This window comes from Brevundimonas sp. NPDC007368 (genome assembly GCF_042869015.1).
Taxonomy (GTDB): Bacteria; Pseudomonadota; Alphaproteobacteria; order Caulobacterales; family Caulobacteraceae; genus Brevundimonas.
Window position 1 is genome coordinate 233,399 of the sequence record NZ_JBIAFA010000003.1, and the last position, 17,922, is coordinate 251,320.

Annotated in this window: 17 protein-coding genes and 1 riboswitch; of the genes, 10 read left to right on the forward strand and 7 right to left on the reverse strand. The window is 67.6% G+C overall.

Features of this window, described 5'->3' with window-relative positions:
- Genes cbiB through ACFYLW_RS07790 form a run of 6 tightly spaced genes read right to left on the reverse strand, consistent with a single transcriptional unit; the run spans window position 1 to window position 6,521 of the window.
- Complete coding sequence (gene cbiB, locus ACFYLW_RS07765; protein ID WP_312065237.1) at window positions 1-945, reverse strand: adenosylcobinamide-phosphate synthase CbiB; 945 nt, start codon at window positions 943-945, stop codon at window positions 1-3.
- Window positions 935-1,711, reverse strand: a complete 777-nt coding sequence (locus ACFYLW_RS07770; RefSeq protein WP_312065238.1) for an ABC transporter ATP-binding protein — start codon at window positions 1,709-1,711, stop codon at window positions 935-937. The genes cbiB and ACFYLW_RS07770 overlap by 11 nt, the downstream gene beginning before the upstream one ends.
- Window positions 1,708-2,691: an iron ABC transporter permease gene (locus tag ACFYLW_RS07775; RefSeq protein WP_312065239.1), complete on the reverse strand. Its 984-nt coding sequence runs from the start codon at window positions 2,689-2,691 to the stop codon at window positions 1,708-1,710. Before ACFYLW_RS07775 ends, ACFYLW_RS07770 begins: the two co-directional genes overlap by 4 nt.
- On the reverse strand, window positions 2,688-3,551 hold the full coding sequence (locus tag ACFYLW_RS07780; protein WP_313471974.1) for an ABC transporter substrate-binding protein: 864 nt from the start codon (window positions 3,549-3,551) through the stop codon (window positions 2,688-2,690). The genes ACFYLW_RS07775 and ACFYLW_RS07780 overlap by 4 nt, the downstream gene beginning before the upstream one ends.
- Window positions 3,548-4,558, reverse strand: coding sequence for a threonine-phosphate decarboxylase CobD (cobD, locus tag ACFYLW_RS07785; RefSeq protein WP_313471973.1), 1,011 nt, complete (start codon window positions 4,556-4,558; stop codon window positions 3,548-3,550). Before cobD ends, ACFYLW_RS07780 begins: the two co-directional genes overlap by 4 nt.
- 4 nt (window positions 4,559-4,562) lie before the next feature.
- Window positions 4,563-6,521, reverse strand: a complete 1,959-nt coding sequence (locus ACFYLW_RS07790; protein WP_390182947.1) for a TonB-dependent receptor plug domain-containing protein — start codon at window positions 6,519-6,521, stop codon at window positions 4,563-4,565.
- Between the two features lie 131 nt (window positions 6,522-6,652).
- Window positions 6,653-6,863, reverse strand: a riboswitch (cobalamin riboswitch).
- Between the two features lie 38 nt (window positions 6,864-6,901).
- Between ACFYLW_RS07790 and cobU the strand changes: the two genes are divergently transcribed.
- The 4 genes from cobU to ACFYLW_RS07810 all read left to right on the forward strand — a co-directional run bounded on the left by cobU (window position 6,902) and on the right by ACFYLW_RS07810 (window position 11,332).
- A complete protein-coding gene (cobU, locus tag ACFYLW_RS07795) occupies window positions 6,902-7,423 on the forward strand; it encodes a bifunctional adenosylcobinamide kinase/adenosylcobinamide-phosphate guanylyltransferase (protein ID WP_312063269.1) in 522 nt (173 codons plus the stop codon).
- Window positions 7,424-7,547: 124 nt separating this feature from the next.
- Window positions 7,548-8,783 (forward strand): parallel beta-helix domain-containing protein, encoded by a 1,236-nt coding sequence (locus tag ACFYLW_RS07800; protein WP_390182948.1) that lies wholly within the window; start codon window positions 7,548-7,550, stop codon window positions 8,781-8,783.
- Between the two features lie 9 nt (window positions 8,784-8,792).
- The gene (locus ACFYLW_RS07805; protein ID WP_312063265.1) at window positions 8,793-9,938 is read left to right on the forward strand and encodes an SO2930 family diheme c-type cytochrome; all 1,146 of its coding nucleotides are present in this window, start codon (window positions 8,793-8,795) and stop codon (window positions 9,936-9,938) included.
- Window positions 9,929-11,332: an aldehyde dehydrogenase family protein gene (locus ACFYLW_RS07810; protein ID WP_312063263.1), complete on the forward strand. Its 1,404-nt coding sequence runs from the start codon at window positions 9,929-9,931 to the stop codon at window positions 11,330-11,332. The genes ACFYLW_RS07805 and ACFYLW_RS07810 overlap by 10 nt, the downstream gene beginning before the upstream one ends.
- A gap of 20 nt (window positions 11,333-11,352) precedes the next feature.
- Here the strand turns inward: ACFYLW_RS07810 and ACFYLW_RS07815 are convergent, their stop codons facing one another.
- The gene (locus ACFYLW_RS07815) at window positions 11,353-12,006 is read right to left on the reverse strand and encodes a TetR/AcrR family transcriptional regulator (RefSeq protein ID WP_312063261.1); all 654 of its coding nucleotides are present in this window, start codon (window positions 12,004-12,006) and stop codon (window positions 11,353-11,355) included.
- Between the two features lie 144 nt (window positions 12,007-12,150).
- Here ACFYLW_RS07815 and ACFYLW_RS07820 point away from each other — a divergent pair, with 144 nt between their 5' ends.
- The 6 genes from ACFYLW_RS07820 to arsH all read left to right on the forward strand — a co-directional run bounded on the left by ACFYLW_RS07820 (window position 12,151) and on the right by arsH (window position 17,905).
- Window positions 12,151-14,583, forward strand: coding sequence for a TonB-dependent receptor (locus ACFYLW_RS07820; protein WP_390182949.1), 2,433 nt, complete (start codon window positions 12,151-12,153; stop codon window positions 14,581-14,583).
- A gap of 288 nt (window positions 14,584-14,871) precedes the next feature.
- Entirely contained in the window at window positions 14,872-15,207 is a 336-nt protein-coding gene (locus ACFYLW_RS07825; RefSeq protein WP_312063258.1) for a metalloregulator ArsR/SmtB family transcription factor, read from the forward strand.
- A 7-nt stretch (window positions 15,208-15,214) separates the two neighbouring features.
- The gene (arsC, locus tag ACFYLW_RS07830; protein WP_312063256.1) at window positions 15,215-15,637 is read left to right on the forward strand and encodes an arsenate reductase (glutaredoxin); all 423 of its coding nucleotides are present in this window, start codon (window positions 15,215-15,217) and stop codon (window positions 15,635-15,637) included.
- A complete protein-coding gene (arsB, locus tag ACFYLW_RS07835) occupies window positions 15,637-16,722 on the forward strand; it encodes an ACR3 family arsenite efflux transporter (RefSeq protein WP_312063254.1) in 1,086 nt (361 codons plus the stop codon). Before arsC ends, arsB begins: the two co-directional genes overlap by 1 nt.
- Window positions 16,722-17,162, forward strand: coding sequence for an arsenic resistance N-acetyltransferase ArsN2 (gene arsN2, locus ACFYLW_RS07840; protein WP_312063253.1), 441 nt, complete (start codon window positions 16,722-16,724; stop codon window positions 17,160-17,162). The genes arsB and arsN2 overlap by 1 nt, the downstream gene beginning before the upstream one ends.
- Window positions 17,159-17,905 (forward strand): arsenical resistance protein ArsH, encoded by a 747-nt coding sequence (gene arsH / locus ACFYLW_RS07845; protein ID WP_312063252.1) that lies wholly within the window; start codon window positions 17,159-17,161, stop codon window positions 17,903-17,905. The genes arsN2 and arsH overlap by 4 nt, the downstream gene beginning before the upstream one ends.
- Window positions 17,906-17,922: the final 17 nt, after the last annotated feature.

Genomic DNA, 17,922 nt, shown 5'->3' on the forward strand with positions numbered 1-17,922 from the left:
TCAGCGCGGCCACACGAAGCCTCCGGCGATCAAGAGCAGAATCAGCGCGGCGCAGGCAACACCATAGACGCGAAGACCACGCCGCAGATCATGGGCGCGCGGCGGCGCCCAGTCGCCGAAATCGGGTCGATCGGCGACGACGCCGTCGTAGCGAACCGGCCCGCCCAGCCTGACCCTCAGCGCCCCCGCCATGGCGGCCTCGGTCCAGCCCGCATTGGGCGAAGCGTGCTTGCGGGCGTCACGCCACATGATCCGCCAGCCTTGCCAGCCGCCCAGTGCGATCAGGCCGCCTGCGATCCGGGCCGGGATCCAGTTCATCACGTCGTCGGTCCGCGCCGCGGCCCAGCCGAAGGCGCGCCAGCGATCCTCCATGTGGCCGATCATGCTGTCAGCCGTGTTGACCGCCTTGTAGGCGAACAGACCCGGCAGGCCGCCGACCAGGAACCAGAAGACCGGCGCAACCACCCCATCGCAGAAACTTTCGGCCAGACTTTCCAAGGCGGCGGCGGCCACCTCGCCCTCGCCCATCGCCTCTACATCCCGGCCAACGATCATGCTGACCGCCAGACGCGCGGCGGGCAGATCGCCCGCAGTCAGAGGCTTGGCGACGGCGCGGACGTGATCGAACAGACTGCGCGCCGCCAGCCCAGTCGCGCCGCAGACGAGGACCAGCGCCAGTCCCGGCCACAACGGGACAGCTTCCGCCAGTATCTCGACACCCCAACCGACACCGCCCGCGACGCCGATCAGAATTAGGATCGTCGCAACGCCCAGAATGCGCCTGGCCTTCTCTGGCCGCTCAACACCGTTCCAGCGCTTCTCCAGCGCCGCGACCAGTGCGCCGACCGCTACCACCGGATGTCGAAGGCGACGGGGCCAGCCAATCGTCCCCTCGACCAGCAGGGCTCCGGCGACGATCCATGGCGTGGGCGCGCTAGCGGGCACGGCCGACCATCTCCAGCACGGGGCCGCGCACGCCCGCCAGGGTGTGCGCCTCGACGCCATAGGCCGCCTTGAGCACCTGGGAAGACAAGGCCTCGCGGGGCGGCGCATCCGCCAACACGCGTCCGTTGGCCAGAACGATGACCCGGTCGGCCACGCGAAGAGCCGCATCAAGGTCATGCAGGGTCAGGATGACGCCTCGCCCCTCATCATCCGCCAGCCGCCGGAACAGGTCGCAGGCATCCAGCACATGGCCCGGGTCCAGCCCTGCCAGGGGCTCGTCGGCCAGGAGCCATTGCGGATCGCCCGCCAGGGCTCGCGCTATCAGGACCCGCGCCCGTTCGCCGCCCGACAGGGTCGAGACGACGCGTTCGGCGAACGCCTGAACACCGGTCACGGCCATGGCGCGATCCACGGCCAGGCGATCCTCCGCCGTCAGCCCCCAGGCGCCGACCCAGGGGGTGCGTCCCAGACCGACAAAGGTGCGGCCGTCCACCGCCCAGGCGATCTCGGCGTTCTGGGGCAGATAGGCGATACGGCGCGCCCGTTCTCGCGATGGCAGGTCGCGCAGGGGGCGTTCGTCAAGCGTCACCTGCCCCGCATCGGGCCTCCTCAAGGCCGCCAGACAGTCCAGCAACGTGGACTTGCCCGCCCCGTTCGGTCCGACCACCGCCGTCACCAGTCCTGGCGCAAAGGCCGCGCCGATGCCGTTCAGCACCGCCTTGTCACCCAGACTGACCGACAGATTTTCCGCGCTCAGAAGGCTCATGCCAGCTTCCTCCTCATGCCGATCAACAGGACCAGGAAGAAGGGGCCGCCCAGGGCCGCCATGGCCACGCCCAGCTTGATCTCAGACGCCGAAGGCGTCAGCCGCACCAGGATGTCCGCCGCCAGCACCAGCGCCGCCCCGCCCAGGGCCGAGGGCAACAGCAGGCCGCCGGGGCGGGCCCCGATCAGGGGGCGCAACAGGTGCGGCACGATCAGGCCGACGAAACCGATCGAACCCGTCACTGACACCGCCGAACCGACCGCCAGGGCGGCCCCGAACGCCAATACCAACCGTCCCAGATCCAGCCGCACCCCCAATGATCGCGCCCCGGCCTCGCCCAGGGTCAGGGCGTCCAGCGTCCGCCCCTGCGTCATCAGCAGCAGGCAGCCGAGGATCATGCCGGGCGCCGCCAACTTCAGCTCGACGACGCTGCGGTCGGCCAGGGAGCCCATCAGCCAGTTGACGATCTCGTTCACCGCCCAGGGGTTGGGGGCCAGGTTCAGCGCCAGCGCCACCCCGGCGCCCGCCATGGTCTGGATCACCACGCCTGCAAGGATGAAGGTGACGACGCTGCTGGTCGCACCTGCCAGCGCCAACAAGAAGACCACGCCCAGCCCGGCGCCCAACATGGCCGCGATCGGCAGCACCCAGGGCGCGCTGGCCGCCGCGCCCAGATAGAAGGTCAACACCGCCCCCAGCGCCGCCATGGTCGAGACGCCAAGCATCCCCGGATCAGCCAGAGGGTTGCGCGTATAGCCCTGCAGCGCGGCCCCGGTCAGGCCCAGCACCGCCCCGACCATCAGGGCCAGAATGGTGCGCGGCAGGCGCAACTCGAACAGGATGGCCCAGGCGGGGTCGCCTTGCTGGCTGGCCCAATCGCTCCACGGCACCCAGACGCGCCCCGCGCTCATGCTGGCGACGGACAGAACGGCGATCAGGACCAGAAGCCCGATCAGGATCAAGGGACGCGGCAGGGTCATGTCAGGGCCTCCAGCGCCGTGCGGCGCGCCCGAGCCAGGGCAGCGGCGGTCTGGATCAGCACCGGGCCGCCGCAATAGAGCAGCTTCTCTTCCAGTCGCGCCTGCACCATCCGACCGGACAGCGAGGCCAGCGCCGGGTGACGCATCACCCGGTCGGCCCAGGTCCGCGATCCTTGAACAGGCACCCCGCTGAGCAGGACCTGCGGCGGATCCGCCAGCAGACGCTCGACCGGCACATTGCCCCATTTGCCCAGGCCATAGAGGTCAGCGACGTTCTCGAACCCGGCGCGGGACATCATCTCGTCCATCAGGGTGCCGCGCCCGGCGGCGAAGCCGTTGGGCTGATAGACCAGGGCTTTCAACGGCCGCGATCCCGGCGGCGGCGCGGCGGCGGCGATGGCGGCCTCGATGCGGGCGATCAGTGTCTCGCCGCGCGCCGGACGGCCGACCAGACGGGCCACCTCGCGCACCTGGTCCAGACTGGTCGCCACGCTGTCGGGCACGGCGAACAGTTCGGTCGGGATGTTCATCCGGCCCAGCGCATTGCGGGTGGCCAGGGCGCTGTGACGGCTGGTCAGCACCAGGTCGGGTCGCAGAGCGATGACCTCTTCCGCCGTCTCCCAGGTGTAGGGCAGCGTCTTGGCCACCTCGGAAATGGTCGAGCCGACCGGCTCTCGCGCATAGTGGCTGAGGGCCGCGATCTGCCCCCTGTCGGCGACATGAACCAGAATGGCGTCAAGGCAGGCGTTCAGCGACACCACCCGCCTCGGGGCGGCGACCGCCGCCGCGGGGCCGGCGACCACGGCCGCCCCCGCGCCAGCCAGAGCGCCCGCCAGCGCCTGTCGCCGCGTTGTCCTCATGCGAAGGCCTCCAGCGCATGCATCAGGCGCGGCAGGTCGCGCTCGCTCGGCACGCCGAACCTCAGACCGTCCGGAGTATGATCGAAGGGCCGGGTCAGAACGCCCAAGCGGCACAGATGCTGGAACCAGAGCGCCGCGTTCGGCGTGCGGGTCATGCGGAACAGGCTGGTCCCGCCGACGATATGGAACCCGGCCCGCGACAGGACGTCGTCCAGCCGGTCGGCCCGCTCGGCCAGAGCCGCCTCGGTGCGCCGCCGCCAATCCGCGTCGGCATAGGCCCCCCGCCCCATGATCAAGGCGTCCGCCCCGACGGGCCAGTCGCCCAGCAGGGCGCGCAGACGCGCAATCAGACCCGGCGCGGCCAGCATAAAGCCCAGCCGCACGCCAGCCAGTCCATAGAACTTGCCGAACGAGCGCAGGACGATCAGGCCGGGTTCGGCCAGGTCCGACACGCTGTCGCCCGGCGTGCACTCGATGAAGGACTCATCCACCACCAGCCAGCGTCCCGCGGCCGAACGCTCGCGCGCCATGGCGATCAGGTCGGCGCGCCGGGTCAAACGGCCGTCGGGATTGTTCGGATTGACGATGATCAGCACGCCCGCCTGCGACGTCGCCGCCTGATCGGCTGCGATCAGGCGCGTCGCCACGCCCGCCGCTCGCCAGGCCTCGGCATGGGCGCCGTAGGTCGGACCGACGATCTCGACCGAGCGCACGCCCAGCAGCAGGGGCAGAAGGCGGATCGCCGCCTCGGCCCCGGCTGCCGCCGCCGTCCGTTCCGGCGCGCTGCCGAAGGCCGCCGCCGCCGCCGTCTCCAGCGCGACCAGGGCGGCGGGATCGGGCAGACGGTTCAGCTCCGCCTCCGGGGCGCGCGGGCCGCGCCACGGCTCGGGGTTGATCCCGGTGGACAGGTCCAGCCAGGGCTTCGGCGCGTCGGGATAGGCGGCGGCGGCCTTCATCAGACCGCCGCCGTGCCGGGTCGCCGTCGTCAGAAACGCGGCGTCATGCATGGGATCAGAACCGGACGCGAACGCCGCCGAACACGCCCTGCCCCGGCGTGCCGTAGTTCAGGACCGTCTGATACTCTTCGTCCAAGGCGTTTTCGATCCGGCCATAGACTTCAAGGTTGTCGTTGATCGGATAGGAGGCGCGGATGTCGACAAGGGTGTATTCGCCCACGACGACGGTGTTTGCGTCGTTGTTGAAGGTCTCGCCCACATAGCGCACCGCCACGCCGGTCTTCAGACCCACCGGCCACGCATAGTCGGCGGCGAAGTTGGCCATGTGCTCGGGGCGACGCGTCAGGCGCTTGCCGTCCGTGGCGCCCGAGGCGCTCTTGGCGTCGGTCCAGGTGTAGTTGGCGCTGAGGTTCAGACGCTCGGTCACGTCGACGCGGCCGATCAGTTCGACGCCTTGCGCCTCGGTCTTCTGAACGTTGCGGTAGTAGCCCCAACGGCCCACGCCGTTGACGGTGCACAGCGGGTCGGTCGAGGGCGTCGAGCAGCCGTTGTAACGGATTTCGTTGTCGGCCTGACGGTTGAAGTAGGTGGCCGAGACCACGGCGCGGTCGAACAGGCGCTGCTCGATGCCGACTTCCCAGCTGTCGAACTCTTCCGGCTGAAGCGTCAGATTGCCGTATTCGCTGTAGAGCTCATACAGGCCCGGCGCGCGGAAACCCTGGCCCCAGCTGGCGCGCACGACGGTGTCGCCGTCGTTCAGCGCCCAGGCCACCGCGACCTGACCCAGCAGGTTGTGGCCGTATTGGGCGTGGTCGTCGTAGCGCAGGCCGCCGGTCAGGGTCAGGCCGTCCAGCACCGTCCACTGAACCTGGGCATAGGCGCTGTCGAGGTCGGCTTCACCGCGCGCAAACGCCGGGTTCGGGTTGAAGCTCGAGGGCGAACGCGTACGCATTCCCGAACGTTCGCTCTCAATGCCGAAGGTGGTGTTCAGCGTCTCGGTGACGGCGAACGTGCCCTGGTATTCCCAACGGCGGTTCTCGCCCGCCGCGTCGAAGGTCAACGGCTGGGCCGCAGTCGCGGGGTTGTAGTTGAGGCGGTTGGTGTCGGTGTAGGCATAGCCGATCCGGTTGCGGAAACGGCCGTCCAGCAGGTCGAAGTTCAGCCCGGCGTAGCCGACCAGTTCCTTGGTCTTGCCGTACTCGCGGCTGTCGCCGTTGAAGGCGTCGAAGTCGTTCTGACCGTTCGACCAGACAGAGCGCAGGTCCAGGGAAACGGCGTCGGTGATCTTCAGATTCAGGCGGCCCGACAGGCCCGTGTTGGTGTAGCCGTCGTCCTCGGTCCCCTTGGCGAAGGCCGAGAAGCCGTCGGTGTCATAGCGGCTGGCGGCCAGACGCCAGCTGAGGCGGTCATTGGCGCCGCCGACGCCGCCGCGGAAATAGGTCGTGCCGCGCGCGCCGGCTTCGGCGTCGAAGCTGCCTTGCAGGGCTTCGGTCGGCTCAGCGGTGACGATGTTGACCACGCCGCCGATGGCCTGGCTGCCCCACAGGGTCGACTGGGCGCCGCGCAGGATTTCGATGCGGGCCGTATCGCCGACCAGCAGATTGCCGAAGTTGAAGCCGCCCTGGGTCGAAGACGGGTCGTTCAGCTTGACCCCGTCGATCAGGACAACGGTGTGCTGGCTCTCGGCGCCGCGAATGTTGACGCCCGTCGTGGTTCCGACGCCGCCGTTACGGGTGAAGCTGACGCCCGGGGTCTGGGCCAGAAGCTCGGCCACGGCCGGGGTCTGGCGCGCCTCGATGGCGGCCTGGGTCAGGACGGTGACCGAGGCGCCGACGCGCTCGATCGGCTGGGCCGAGCGGTTGGCGGTGACGATGACGTCAGCCACGGCGGTGGCGCCGGCGCGGCCGGCCACGTCGGGGGCGGAGGCCTGCTGGTCGGTGACTTCGGCGGCGAAGGCGGGGGCGGCGGCAAGAAGGCTGGCGGCGGCCAGGGTAGCGAATGCGGTCCGGTTCATTCCGGTTCTCCATATGACGACGCCGCGCCGGACCGGCCTCCGCCCGGATGAGCGAAAGCGGCCGCTGACGCGGCTGGTTTACGACTGTCGTCACACGAGTTGCCTCGACCGCCCGGCACATCCCGACCGCGCGGAGAACGACGGCGACAGGCAGGTCTCCTGGCTCGCGGATCAACGCCGGTGCGCGTCGCCTTCCCAGAAGTCGTTTCAGGCCGTGGCCTTCCGGACCGCCAGTGGCGTATGACGCGCGGGCTAGCCGCTTACAGTTGCGGGAACAGCCGGAGTTTCACACTCCGTTCCCTTTCAATCCCCTTTCGGGGAACCTGACGCGACCGTGGCAGTAGGACCGCGCGCCCCTGAGGTCAACCGGAGAGACAAGCATGGCCATCACCCTGGTTCTCGGCGGCGCCCGTTCGGGCAAGAGCGCCTATGCCCAGAGACAGGCTGAACAGGCGGAGGCCGGAACCGGCCGCCCTCCCCTGATGATCGCCACCGCCGAGGCCTTCGACGAAGAGATGCGCGATCGAATCGACCGGCATCGGACCGATCGCGGCGACGACTGGCGCACTCTCGAAGCGCCCCTCGAACTGGCTGAGGCGCTGCGCGACCTGTCGGCCGAGGACGTGGTCGTGGTCGACTGCCTGACGCTGTGGCTCAGCAATCAGATGCTGGCCGACCGCGACGTCGCCGCCGCCATCGACGATCTGGCCCTGGCGCTTTCATCCTGCCCCGCCGCCGTCTGGGTGGTCAGCAATGAGGTCGGCTGGTCCCTGGTCCCCGACAACGCCCTTGGACGCCGCTTCCGCGACGAGGCCGGCCGACTGAACCAGCGGATCGCGTCGATCGCGGACAACGCCTGCCTGATCGTGGCCGGCATGAAGCTGGACCTGCAGCGCGCCTAGCCGCCTTGGACGCGCAACCACCGCCAAAACGGAAACAGTTTCGTTTTCGTCTTGCGAGAATGACGCCGTTATGAAAACCTCTTGATGGGGAAACACTCACGAGCGTTCTGGAGGGGAACTCATGATGGCGCGCACATGGCTGCCGGTCGCATTGATGCTGGTGTTGGGGGCCTGCGGAGCCAAGCCCGCCGAGAAGGGCACGGACCTTTCCAAGGCGAACACCACCTACCAGAACGAGCTGATGGAGAAGCTGATCGACGCCAAGCCCGGCACGGTCATCGAAATCCCGGCGGGCGTCTTCACCATCGACACCAGCCTGAGCCTGGCCGTCGACGGCGTGACCATTCGTGGTCAGGGCATGGACAAGACCATCCTGAACTTCCGCAATCAGGCCGCCGGGGCGCAGGGCCTGCTGGTCACGGCCAGCAACTTCACCATCGAGGACCTGGCGCTTGAAGACACCAAGGGCGACGCCCTGAAGATCAACGAGGGCGAGAACATCGTCGTGCGCCGGATCCGCACGGAATGGACGCAAGGGCCCAAGACCGAGAACGGCGCCTACGGCATCTATCCGGTGCAGACGCGCAACGTCCTGATCGAGGACAGCGTGGCGATCGGCGCGTCCGACGCCGGCATCTATGTCGGCCAGTCGAAGAACGTCGTGGTTCGCCGCAACCGGGCGGAGTTCAACGTTGCGGGGATCGAGATCGAGAACTGCATCGACGCCGACGTCTATGAAAACCTTGCCACTAACAACACCGGCGGCATTCTGGTCTTCAACATGCCGCAGCTGCAGCAGGCGGGATACCGGACGCGCGTCTACAAGAACCGCTCGGTCGCCAACAATACGCGCAACTTCGGCCACGCCGGCACCCCGGTCGCCAGCGTTCCGGCAGGCACGGGCGTGATCGTCAACTCCAATGATCAGGTCGAGATCTTCGACAACGACATCGCCGACAACAAGACCGCCAACATCATCATCTCCAGCCTGTTTTCCGCCGGCTATTCCGACAGCGCCATGAGCGGCGACTTCGACCCCTACCCCGAGGCCATCCTGATCAAGGACAACCGTTTCAGCGGCGGCGGCAACTCGCCCGACGGCATGGATCTGCAGGCCTTGCGCGTGGCCAAGTTCGGGCCGACGGGCCGCTTCCCCGACATCGTCTGGGACGGCTACGTCAATCCCAAGCGTCTGGTGAACGGCCAGATGCCCGCCCCGCTGCGCATCTGCATCGACAACGGCGAGGCGGGGGTTCTGAACGTGGACGGCCCGAACAAGTACGCCAACCCGAACACCGACATGACGGCGCACAAATGCACCCTGCCGCGTCTGTCGCCCGTCGTCCTGCCGGGAGCCTGACGCGGCGCCATGACCCGGTTCAATCTGCTTGTCCTTTGCCTGGCCCTCGTCGCCGGGACGGCGGCCTGCACCAGGGCCCAGCCCCAACAGGCCTTGGTCGATCCGACCTATTTCGCCACCGAGAACCCCAGGTCCCTGCGGGACTGGGGCATGGTTCAGGTTGCCGACGACGCCCTGGTCCTGGGCCAGCGCGTCACCCCCTATGACGTCACGACGCCGCTGTTCACCGACTATGCGCAGAAGCTGCGGACCATCTGGATGCCCCCCGGCGCCGCGGCGGACTACAAGCCGGGCGACGACGAACTGTCCTTCCCTGTCGGGACGGTCATCACCAAGACCTTCTTTTATCAGACCGGACGCGGCGGCCGAGTGCTGCAGCAGGCCGACCAGGCCCTCATCCACGACGGCGAAGGGCTGAACCTGAAGCAGGTCCGCATGGTCGAGACCCGGCTGCTGATCCATCGGCCGGAAGGCTGGGCCGCCCTCACCTATCTTTGGAACGAGGCCCAGACCGAGGCGGTCCTGCACCGGGTCGGCGCGGTGGTCCCGCTGAAGCTGGCGCGCGAGGACGGCACGGACCAGACCTTCTCCTACATCGTGCCGAACGTGACCCAGTGCTCGGCCTGCCACGCGACCAATGTGGCCACGCGCGTCATCCAGCCCATCGGCCCCAAGCCCCGGCTGCTCAATCGCGACTTCGCCTATGCGGATGGAACCGAGAACCAGCTGACCCGCCTGACCAAGACGGGTTACCTGCGCGGCCTCGCCGATCCGAAAGACGCCCCGAAGGATGTGTCGTGGACGGACGCCAGCGCATCGCTCGAGGCGCGGGCGCGGGCCTATCTCGACGTCAACTGCGGCCATTGCCACAACCCCGAAGGGCCCGCCGACACCTCAGGCCTGTATCTGAACGCCGCCACACCGCTGTCGAGGGCCTCCGGCACGTGCAAGCTGCCGGTCGCGGCCGGTCCCGGCACCGGCAATCTTCGCTTCGACATCGTGCCGGGCGACGCCAGGGCGTCGATCATTCCCTATCGCATGGCCTCGACGAATCCCGCCGTGATGATGCCCGAGATCGGCCGCTCGACCGCCCATGCCGAGGGTGTGGCCCTCGTCCGCTTCTGGATCGATTCAATGGAGGGATCATGTCGGTAGAGCCCCTGCGGCCCCCTGCCCCCGCTCCCGAGGTCGCCTCGGTCGTTCAGACCCTTCGCGCCGGCTTCGAAAGCGGCCTGACGCGCGATCTGGCCTGGCGCCGGAGCCAGCTCGCTGCGCTCGAACGGATGATGCTCGAGAACGAGACCGGGATCGCCGAGGCCCTGGCGGCCGACCTGGGCAAGCCTTTCGGCGAGGCCTGCACGGCCGAGATCGATTTCGTCCGCAAGGAAGCGACGCACGCGCGCAAGCACATCGGCCGCTGGAGCCGCCCTCAACGCGTCGCGACGCCGCTCGCGATCCAGCCCGGAAAGAGTGTCATCGAGGCCGCGCCATACGGCGTGACCCTGATCATCGGAGCGTGGAACTATCCCTTCCAGCTGGTTCTGGGGCCGCTGGTCGGGGCGATCGCGGCGGGCAACTGCGCCGTCATCAAGCCCTCGGAAATGGCTGCCCGGTCATCGGCCCTGCTGAACCGGCTGGTGGAGCGCTACCTGGACCCGCGCGCCTTCGCCGTGGTCGAGGGCGATGCGGACGTCTCGACCGCCCTGCTGGCCCAGAAGTTCGACCTGATCTTCTACACCGGCGGGGAACGGGTGGGCCGGTTCGTGATGGCGGCCGCGGCCAAGCATCTGACGCCGGTCGTGCTCGAACTGGGCGGCCAGAACCCCTGCATCGTCGACGAGACAGCCGATCTGGCGGTGGCGGCCCGGCGCATCGTCTGGGGCCGCTTCCTCAACGCCGGTCAGATCTGCGTGGCGCCGGATCACGTCTATGTCGCCGCCTCGGTCGAGGCCCGGCTGCTGGACGAGCTGAGGCAGGCGGTGACGACCATGTTCGGCCCCGACCCCAAATCGAGCCCGGACTACGGACGCATCGTCAACCCGCGCCACGCCGCGCGCCTGCAGGCCCTGCTGGCCGACGGTCGTGCGGTCACGGGCGGCGTGGCCGATGTCGATGCCTGCTATGTCGCGCCCACGATCCTGACCGAGGTCTCGCCCGATGCCCCGGTGCTGGCCGAGGAGATCTTCGGTCCCATCCTGCCGGTCCTGCCCTACGAGACGCTGGATGCGCCGCTGGCGGCCATCAACGCCCGTTCGCCGGCCCTGGCGCTCTACGCCTTCACCAGGAACAAGGCGACCGCCGACCGGATCATCGCCTCGACGCGATCAGGCTCGGCGACGATCAATGACGCGGTGGTCTTCATGGCCAACCCCAACCTGCCCTTCGGCGGCGTCGGGGCAAGCGGCATGGGCGCCTATCACGGACGGTTCAGTTTCGAGACCTTCAGCCACCGCCGCGCCGTGCTGAAGCGCAGCTTCGCCCTGGACGCCAGCGTCCGCTATCCGCCCTTCACCAAGGCCAGGCTGGCGCTGCTGCGACGCATGACCTGAGGTCGCGAAGCCAACCGGACCTAGTCTTCCAGATAGGCCGAGAGATACCGCTCCAGGGCCACCGTGGCCTCGGCGAACAGACGGTCGGTCCATTCCGATTGGGCTTCACCGCTGGTCAGGGTCTCGAACGAGGTGAAGATTTCGGTGGCCATGCGGGCGACCGCCAGAGGCGCGCCGCCGTGGAAGCCGTCGAGCCCCCGCTCCCAGCGCGCCGCCAGATAGGCCGCGATCTGCGCATTGGCGTGTTCCTTGACGATCCGCAGCTCGCGCGTCGTCAGCATCAGGTGGAACAGCGGCCGATAGGCTGGATCCTCGTTCAGCGTCTTGCGCAAGGCCAGCATCACCGCCAGATGGCGCTCGCGCCACGTGGTGTACTGCGGGTTCTCGAGAATCTCGGCGATGCGAGTGTGAAGCTGCGCCACCAGGGTCTCGAACAGCTCCTTGTAGATGGCGAAGACGTTCGGGAAATAGCGGTAGATCGAGCTGACCGGCACATTGGCTTCGGCCGCAATGCTGCTGGTGGTGATCGTGTCGACGGAGGTCGTGGCCAGAAGACGCTCGGTCGCCGCCAGCACGCTGTCGATCCGGTCGCGCGCACGCTTCTGCATCGGCGCCGTGCGCCGTCCCAGCGAACTGGCCGGTGTGGTCATTTCTTGCAGCGCGCGCGGGCCCACTGACGTCATCCTCTCCGCCCCAATCCTCAGGCCGTCTAACACGACTGAACGTCCCTGTAAGCCGTCCAGGCGCTCTCCCCCTTGTCAAACGGAATAATATTCTGTTTCGTGAAGTTTAGGGACCGGGGGTTTGGGAGGGCCGCTATGACCAAGATGGAATTCCGCCGCAAGGCGACGCTGGCCGTCGGCGTGGCGTTGGCCGCGCTGACCGCGCCGGGGCTGACCTGGGCGCAGGAGGCAGCGCCGCAGGACGCGACGTCGCTGGACGACGTCATTGTCACCGCGCAACGCCGCGAACAAAGCCTGCAAGAAGTGCCGATCACGGTGAACGTGGTCACCGCCGAAGCGCTGGAGGCCCTGGCGGCGGACGACATCGGCGACATGGCCGTCTTCGTGCCCGGCCTGTCGGTCTCGAACACCAGCCCGACCCAGGCGCGCTACAGCATTCGCGGCGTCGCGACCTCGGACTTCGGCGTCGGCACCGACCCGGCGGTCGGCGTCTATGTCGACGGCGTCTATGCCGCCCGCTCGGGCGCGGCCCTGCTGGCCTTCAGCGACGTGGCGCGGGTTGAGGTGCTGAAGGGGCCGCAGGGCACCCTGTTCGGCCGCAACAGCGCCGCAGGCGCTGTCTCCATCACCACCAACAAGCCCAGCGACGAGCTCGAGGCCCGGCTGGGCGTCCGCCTCGGCGAATACGACAAGCGCCGCCTCGAAGGCCTGATCAACCTGCCGATCAACGACGCCATGGCCTTACGGGTCAACGCCCTGGTGAACCAACGGGACGGCTGGCTGATCGATAGCGCCACCGGAGAGGACTATGACCGCGAAGACAACTGGGCGGCCCGCGCGGCCCTGCGCTGGGACGTCACGCCCCGGACCCAGGCCATCCTGAGCTGGAGCCATGACGAGATCGACCAGGACGCCCGCCCGGCCATCGGCGTCGCGCCCATCCCGGCGGCGCCGGGCCTGCCCGCCTTCCCGCCCGATCCCGCCGACTACACCAATCCGCTCGAGAAGCGCGTCTTCAACGACGTCATCGACAATCACGAGACGCGCCGTCTCGACGAGGGCGTGCTGACCATCACCCACGCCTTCGGCGACATCGACTTCACCTCCCTGACCTCGGTCCGGCAGTTCAAGACCGAGAACCGCGAGGACGAGGACGGCACCAACCGGCCAGACCTCTACTTCGACACCAACAACCGGGAAAAGAACCGGTCCTGGTATCAGGAATTCCGCCTCGCCGGCGAAACCGGCACCTTCAACTGGATCGCCGGCGCCAGCTACTATTCCGAAAACGCCAAGCAGCGCAGCGACACCTTCGCCACCACCGACACCATCAACATGATCCTGACCAATGCGGCGGGCATGCCGCTGTTCACGCTGGCCGACATGATCCTGGGCATGGCCGGCATTCCGGCCAGCACCCTGGGTCACAGCTGGCAGGAGGACATGATCAACGAGGGCGACTTCGACGCGACCGCCGTCTTCGCCGACGTCATCTGGGCCGCCTCCGATCGCCTGAACCTGACGTTCGGCCTGCGCTATACGCGCGACAAGAAGACCTTCCAGTGGCTGAACGGTCGGCGCATCGCGCCCGAACTGGACGCCGTCCTCAACGATCCGATGGTCAACTTCGTGCTGAGCGACAACATGGGGCCAGCGCTCGGCTACCTCTATTCCGACTACGTTTTCGACCTGTCCGCCCTGGCCGGCGTGCCTTGCGACAACGGCGTCACGGTTCAGGAAGGCGTGACCTGCAAGCTGTCGGATTCGTGGGAGGATCTGAGCCCACGCTTCGTCGCCGACTATCACCTGACCGACAGCGCGATGGTCTTCTTCTCCTACGCCAAGGGCTACAAGGCCGGCGGCTTCAACAGCGTCGAGGTCGCCTCGCGCTTCGACAACGAGGACGTCCAGAACTTCGAGATCGGCCTGAAGAGCGACCTCGGCGCCAACGCCCGCCTCAACATCTCGGCCTTCCAGTACGACTATGACGGCAAGCAATCGATCCGCCTGGTCGTGCCGGCGGGCTCCAGCGTGCCGCAGTATCTCGTCGAGACCAGCGACGACACGGCCTGGGGCCTCGACATGCAACTGGACGTGCAGCCCATCGAGGGCCTGAACCTGTTCGCCAACGCCCAGTACATCGACGCCACCTACAACCGGAAAATCACTGACGCCGGGGATCTGGCCGGACAGCCTACGGGCGAGCCTCTTTGGTCGGCCTCGGCGGGCGTCTCCTATCGTCACGACCTGGGCGGCGCGGGCTCGCTCGACATGCAGGTCGTCCATGCCTATCGCGGCGAGGGTCGCTGCAACACCACCTCGACGGGCCAGGGCTCGTGCCTGAAGACCCCCTGGTTCGACCCGTCCGAGGCTCAGAACCGCACGGATGCGCGCCTCTACTGGCGGACCGCGAACGCGCGCTATCAGCTCGGCGTCTACGTCAACAACCTGTTCGACAATCAGTATGTGACAGGGGTCAACAACATCACCGCCACCACCCTGGGCACGCCGTTCGTGGGTCTGACCGAACCCCGCATGTGGGGCGTGGACCTGACCTACGCCTACTGATCGCCACAGTGACGACGCCCTGAGAGAAAGACCCTCCGAACACCTTCGGAGGGTCTCTTCAATTTCCCATGGCCGTCAGTGGACCATTTCCACTGGACGGCGCCAAAACTCTCGCAAGCATCTGAAATCAGAATGATAAGCCTCGCCTGAGCGATGCCTCTCAGCAAGCCGCTTCTCCGGGAGCCATCGCGTGCGTGGATCAGCACGCGTCTATCTCGCTTCTGAACGCCTCGGTCTTACCGTCACCAGCTTGATTGACAATGCCATTAATTCCATCATCTTGGAATTATGGAATCAGAACCCGCCATTCTCGCCCTCGCCGCCCTGGCCCAGCCCACGCGGCTGGAGACCTTCCGCCTCCTGGTCCGGCATGAACCCGCTGGCCTGCCCGCCGGCGAGATCGCGGACGCGCTCGCCGTGCCTGCCAACACCATGTCGGCCCACCTCGGGGTTCTGTCCCGCGCCGGTCTGATCAGTTCCGAGCGCCGCGGCCGGTCGATCATCTACCGGGCTGACCTGGATCGCCTTCAGGCGTTAGTCCTGTTCCTGCTGAAGGACTGCTGCCAGGGCCGCGCCGAACTGTGCGAGCCCCTGCTGGCCGAACTCGCGCCCTGCCGCGCCTGAGGACCTCATGGACGTCGTCATCTATCACAACCCCGCCTGCGGAACGTCGCGCAACGCCCTCGCCCTGATCCGTCACGCCGGGATCGAGCCCCACGTCATCGAGTATCTGAAGACGCCGCCCAGCCGCGCCATGATCACGGGGCTGGTCAGGCGCATGGGCGTTCCGCTGCGCAGCCTTTTGCGCGAGAAGGGCACGCCCTTCGCCGAACTGGGCCTCGGCGATCCCGCCCTGACGGATAACCAGCTTCTGGACGCCATCGAGGCCCATCCGATCCTGCTGAACCGCCCGATCGTCGTGTCGCCGCTAGGAGTGAAGCTGTGCCGACCGTCCGAGGCGGTTCTCGACCTCTTGCCGCCGGAAGGGCTCGCGCCCTTCGCCAAGGAGGACGGCGAAGTCGTCATCGACGCCGAGGGTCGGAGGGTCCGCTGATGGTCGACGCCGTGATTGCTAAGCAGCCGCAGCGCCGCCTATCCTTCCTCGATCGCTGGCTGACGCTGTGGGTTTTCGCGGCAATGGCGCTGGGCGTGCTGCTGGGCACGCTTGTGCCCGGGCTTCCCGGCTGGATCGACGGCCTCTCGGTCGGGACGACCAACATCCCCATCGCGATCGGCCTGATTCTGATGATGTATCCGCCGCTGGCGCGGGTGAAATACGAGGAACTGCCGCGCGTTTTCGCCGACAAGCGCGTGCTTGCCCTGTCCCTGTTCCAAAACTGGGTGCTGGGGCCGGTGCTGATGTTCGCCCTGGCGGTGATCTTTCTGCGCAACCAGCCGGAATACATGACCGGCGTCATCCTGATCGGCCTGGCCCGCTGCATCGCCATGGTGCTGGTCTGGAACCAGTTGGCGCGCGGCGACAACCAGTATGTGGCGGGCCTGGTCGCCTTCAACTCGATCTTCCAGATCGCCTTCTTCAGCCTCTACGCCTGGCTGTTCCTGACCGTGCTGCCGCCCCTGTTCGGGCTGGAGAGCAGCGTGGTGGACGTCAGCGTCTGGACCATCGCCGGCGCCGTCCTGGTCTATCTGGGCCTGCCCTTCCTCGGCGGTTTCCTGACCCGGCGGGCGCTGGTCGCGAGGAAGGGAAATGACTGGTACGAGACGCGCTTCCTGCCACGCATCGCGCCGATCACCCTGATCGCCCTTCTCTTCACCATCGTCGCCATGTTCAGCCTCAAGGGCGCCGAAGTGGTCGCCCTGCCGCTGGACGCCCTGCGCATCGCCATTCCGCTGACGATCTACTTCTTCGTCATGTTCGTGGTCAGCTTCCTGATGGGGCGGTTGATCGAGGCGGACTATCCGCGCACCACGGCCCTGGCCTTCACCGCCGCCTCCAACAACTTCGAACTGGCGATCGCCGTCGCCATCGCGGCTTTCGGTCTGGCCTCGCCGGTCGCCTTCGCGGCGGTCATCGGCCCGCTGGTCGAGGTGCCGGTGCTGATCCTGCTGGTCTCGGTCGCCCTGTGGCTGGGCCGCCGCTACTTCCCCGCAACCGCGCCGAAGAAGGATGTCTGCTGATGGCCTTCAGCGCCGTGGAGTTGCCCGAGCCCACTCCCGACCTCATCGCCGCGCTGGAGGCCGCCGGGCTGCCGACGGATGATCTCCACGAACCCGGCCGGCGCTTCTTCCGCTTTGAGAATGGCGAGGGGCTGGTCGGCTACGGCGGGCTAGAACTGGTCGGCCCCGACGTCCTGATCCGTTCCATAGTCGTCGTCGACAGCCGTCGCGGCGGAGGCCACGGCTCAGCGATCCTGTCCTGGCTGGAAACTGAGGCGGCCGATCGGAAAACGTCCGGCCTCTACCTGCTCACGACCTCGGCCGCCGCCTTCTTCCAGCGGCGCGGCTACTCGGTCGCCCTTCGGTCAGCCGCCCCGCCCGCCATAGCCGCCTCCCGGCAGTTCAGCCGCCTGTGCCCGGCCTCGGCGACCTTCATGTTCAAGGATCTGCGTATCCAATGACCCGCCTTCGCGACCTGCCCGATCCCGACCACCTGCCCGCGCTCGACCCGGCCTACCTGTCCAGCCAGCCCGCGCTGGGTCTCGGTCCGAACGACCATCCGCCGCGCATCCTGCTGCTCTACGGCTCGCTGCGGGATCGGTCATTTTCCCGCCTGTGCGTCGAGGAAGCCGCGCGCCTTCTGCGCTTCATGGGCTGCGAGATCCGCATCTTCGATCCGTCGGACCTGCCGCTGACCGATCAGGTCGATTACGACGATCACCCCGCCGTCCACGAGCTGCGCCAGCACGCCCTGTGGTCGGAGGGCATGGTCTGGAGCAGCCCGGAACGCCACGGCCAGATTTCGGGGATCATGAAGCTTCAGATCGATCACCTGCGGCTCAACATGGGCGGCATGCGCCCGACCCAGGGCCGCACACTGGCGGTCATGCAGGTGTCCGGCGGCTCGCAGAGTTTCAACGCCGTCAACACCCTGCGCCTGCTGGGCCGCTGGATGCGGATGATCACCATCCCCAACCAGTCCAGCGTCGCCAAGGCCTTCATGGAATTCGACGAAAACGGCCGCATGAAGCCGTCCAGCTACTACGACCGCATCGTCGACGTGATGGAGGAACTGGTCCGCTTCACCGTCCTGACCCGCGCCCATGCCGGCCAGTTGGCGGACCGCTATTCCGAACGGAAGGCGTCAGGCGTGCCGATCGATGCCGCCAACGACCTGTCCGCCATCGCGATCAGGTCTGCTTAGCGCCGCGAGCAGACCAC

Bases quoted from the DNA above. Each gene is read 5' to 3' on its own strand.
- ACFYLW_RS07770 (WP_312065238.1), bottom strand. From the start codon at position 1,711: ATGAGCCTTCTGAGCGCGGAAAATCTGTCGGTCAGTCTGGGTGACAAG.
- ACFYLW_RS07775 (WP_312065239.1), bottom strand. From the start codon at position 2,691: ATGACCCTGCCGCGTCCCTTGATCCTGATCGGGCTTCTGGTCCTGATC.
- ACFYLW_RS07780 (WP_313471974.1), bottom strand. From the start codon at position 3,551: ATGAGGACAACGCGGCGACAGGCGCTGGCGGGCGCTCTGGCTGGCGCG.
- cobD (WP_313471973.1), bottom strand. From the start codon at position 4,558: ATGCATGACGCCGCGTTTCTGACGACGGCGACCCGGCACGGCGGCGGT.
- ACFYLW_RS07790 (WP_390182947.1), bottom strand. From the start codon at position 6,521: ATGAACCGGACCGCATTCGCTACCCTGGCCGCCGCCAGCCTTCTTGCC.
- cobU (WP_312063269.1), top strand. From the start codon at position 6,902: ATGGCCATCACCCTGGTTCTCGGCGGCGCCCGTTCGGGCAAGAGCGCC.
- ACFYLW_RS07800 (WP_390182948.1), top strand. From the start codon at position 7,548: ATGGCGCGCACATGGCTGCCGGTCGCATTGATGCTGGTGTTGGGGGCC.
- ACFYLW_RS07805 (WP_312063265.1), top strand. From the start codon at position 8,793: ATGACCCGGTTCAATCTGCTTGTCCTTTGCCTGGCCCTCGTCGCCGGG.
- ACFYLW_RS07810 (WP_312063263.1), top strand. From the start codon at position 9,929: ATGTCGGTAGAGCCCCTGCGGCCCCCTGCCCCCGCTCCCGAGGTCGCC.
- ACFYLW_RS07820 (WP_390182949.1), top strand. From the start codon at position 12,151: ATGACCAAGATGGAATTCCGCCGCAAGGCGACGCTGGCCGTCGGCGTG.
- ACFYLW_RS07825 (WP_312063258.1), top strand. From the start codon at position 14,872: ATGGAATCAGAACCCGCCATTCTCGCCCTCGCCGCCCTGGCCCAGCCC.
- arsC (WP_312063256.1), top strand. From the start codon at position 15,215: ATGGACGTCGTCATCTATCACAACCCCGCCTGCGGAACGTCGCGCAAC.
- arsB (WP_312063254.1), top strand. From the start codon at position 15,637: ATGGTCGACGCCGTGATTGCTAAGCAGCCGCAGCGCCGCCTATCCTTC.
- arsN2 (WP_312063253.1), top strand. From the start codon at position 16,722: ATGGCCTTCAGCGCCGTGGAGTTGCCCGAGCCCACTCCCGACCTCATC.
- arsH (WP_312063252.1), top strand. From the start codon at position 17,159: ATGACCCGCCTTCGCGACCTGCCCGATCCCGACCACCTGCCCGCGCTC.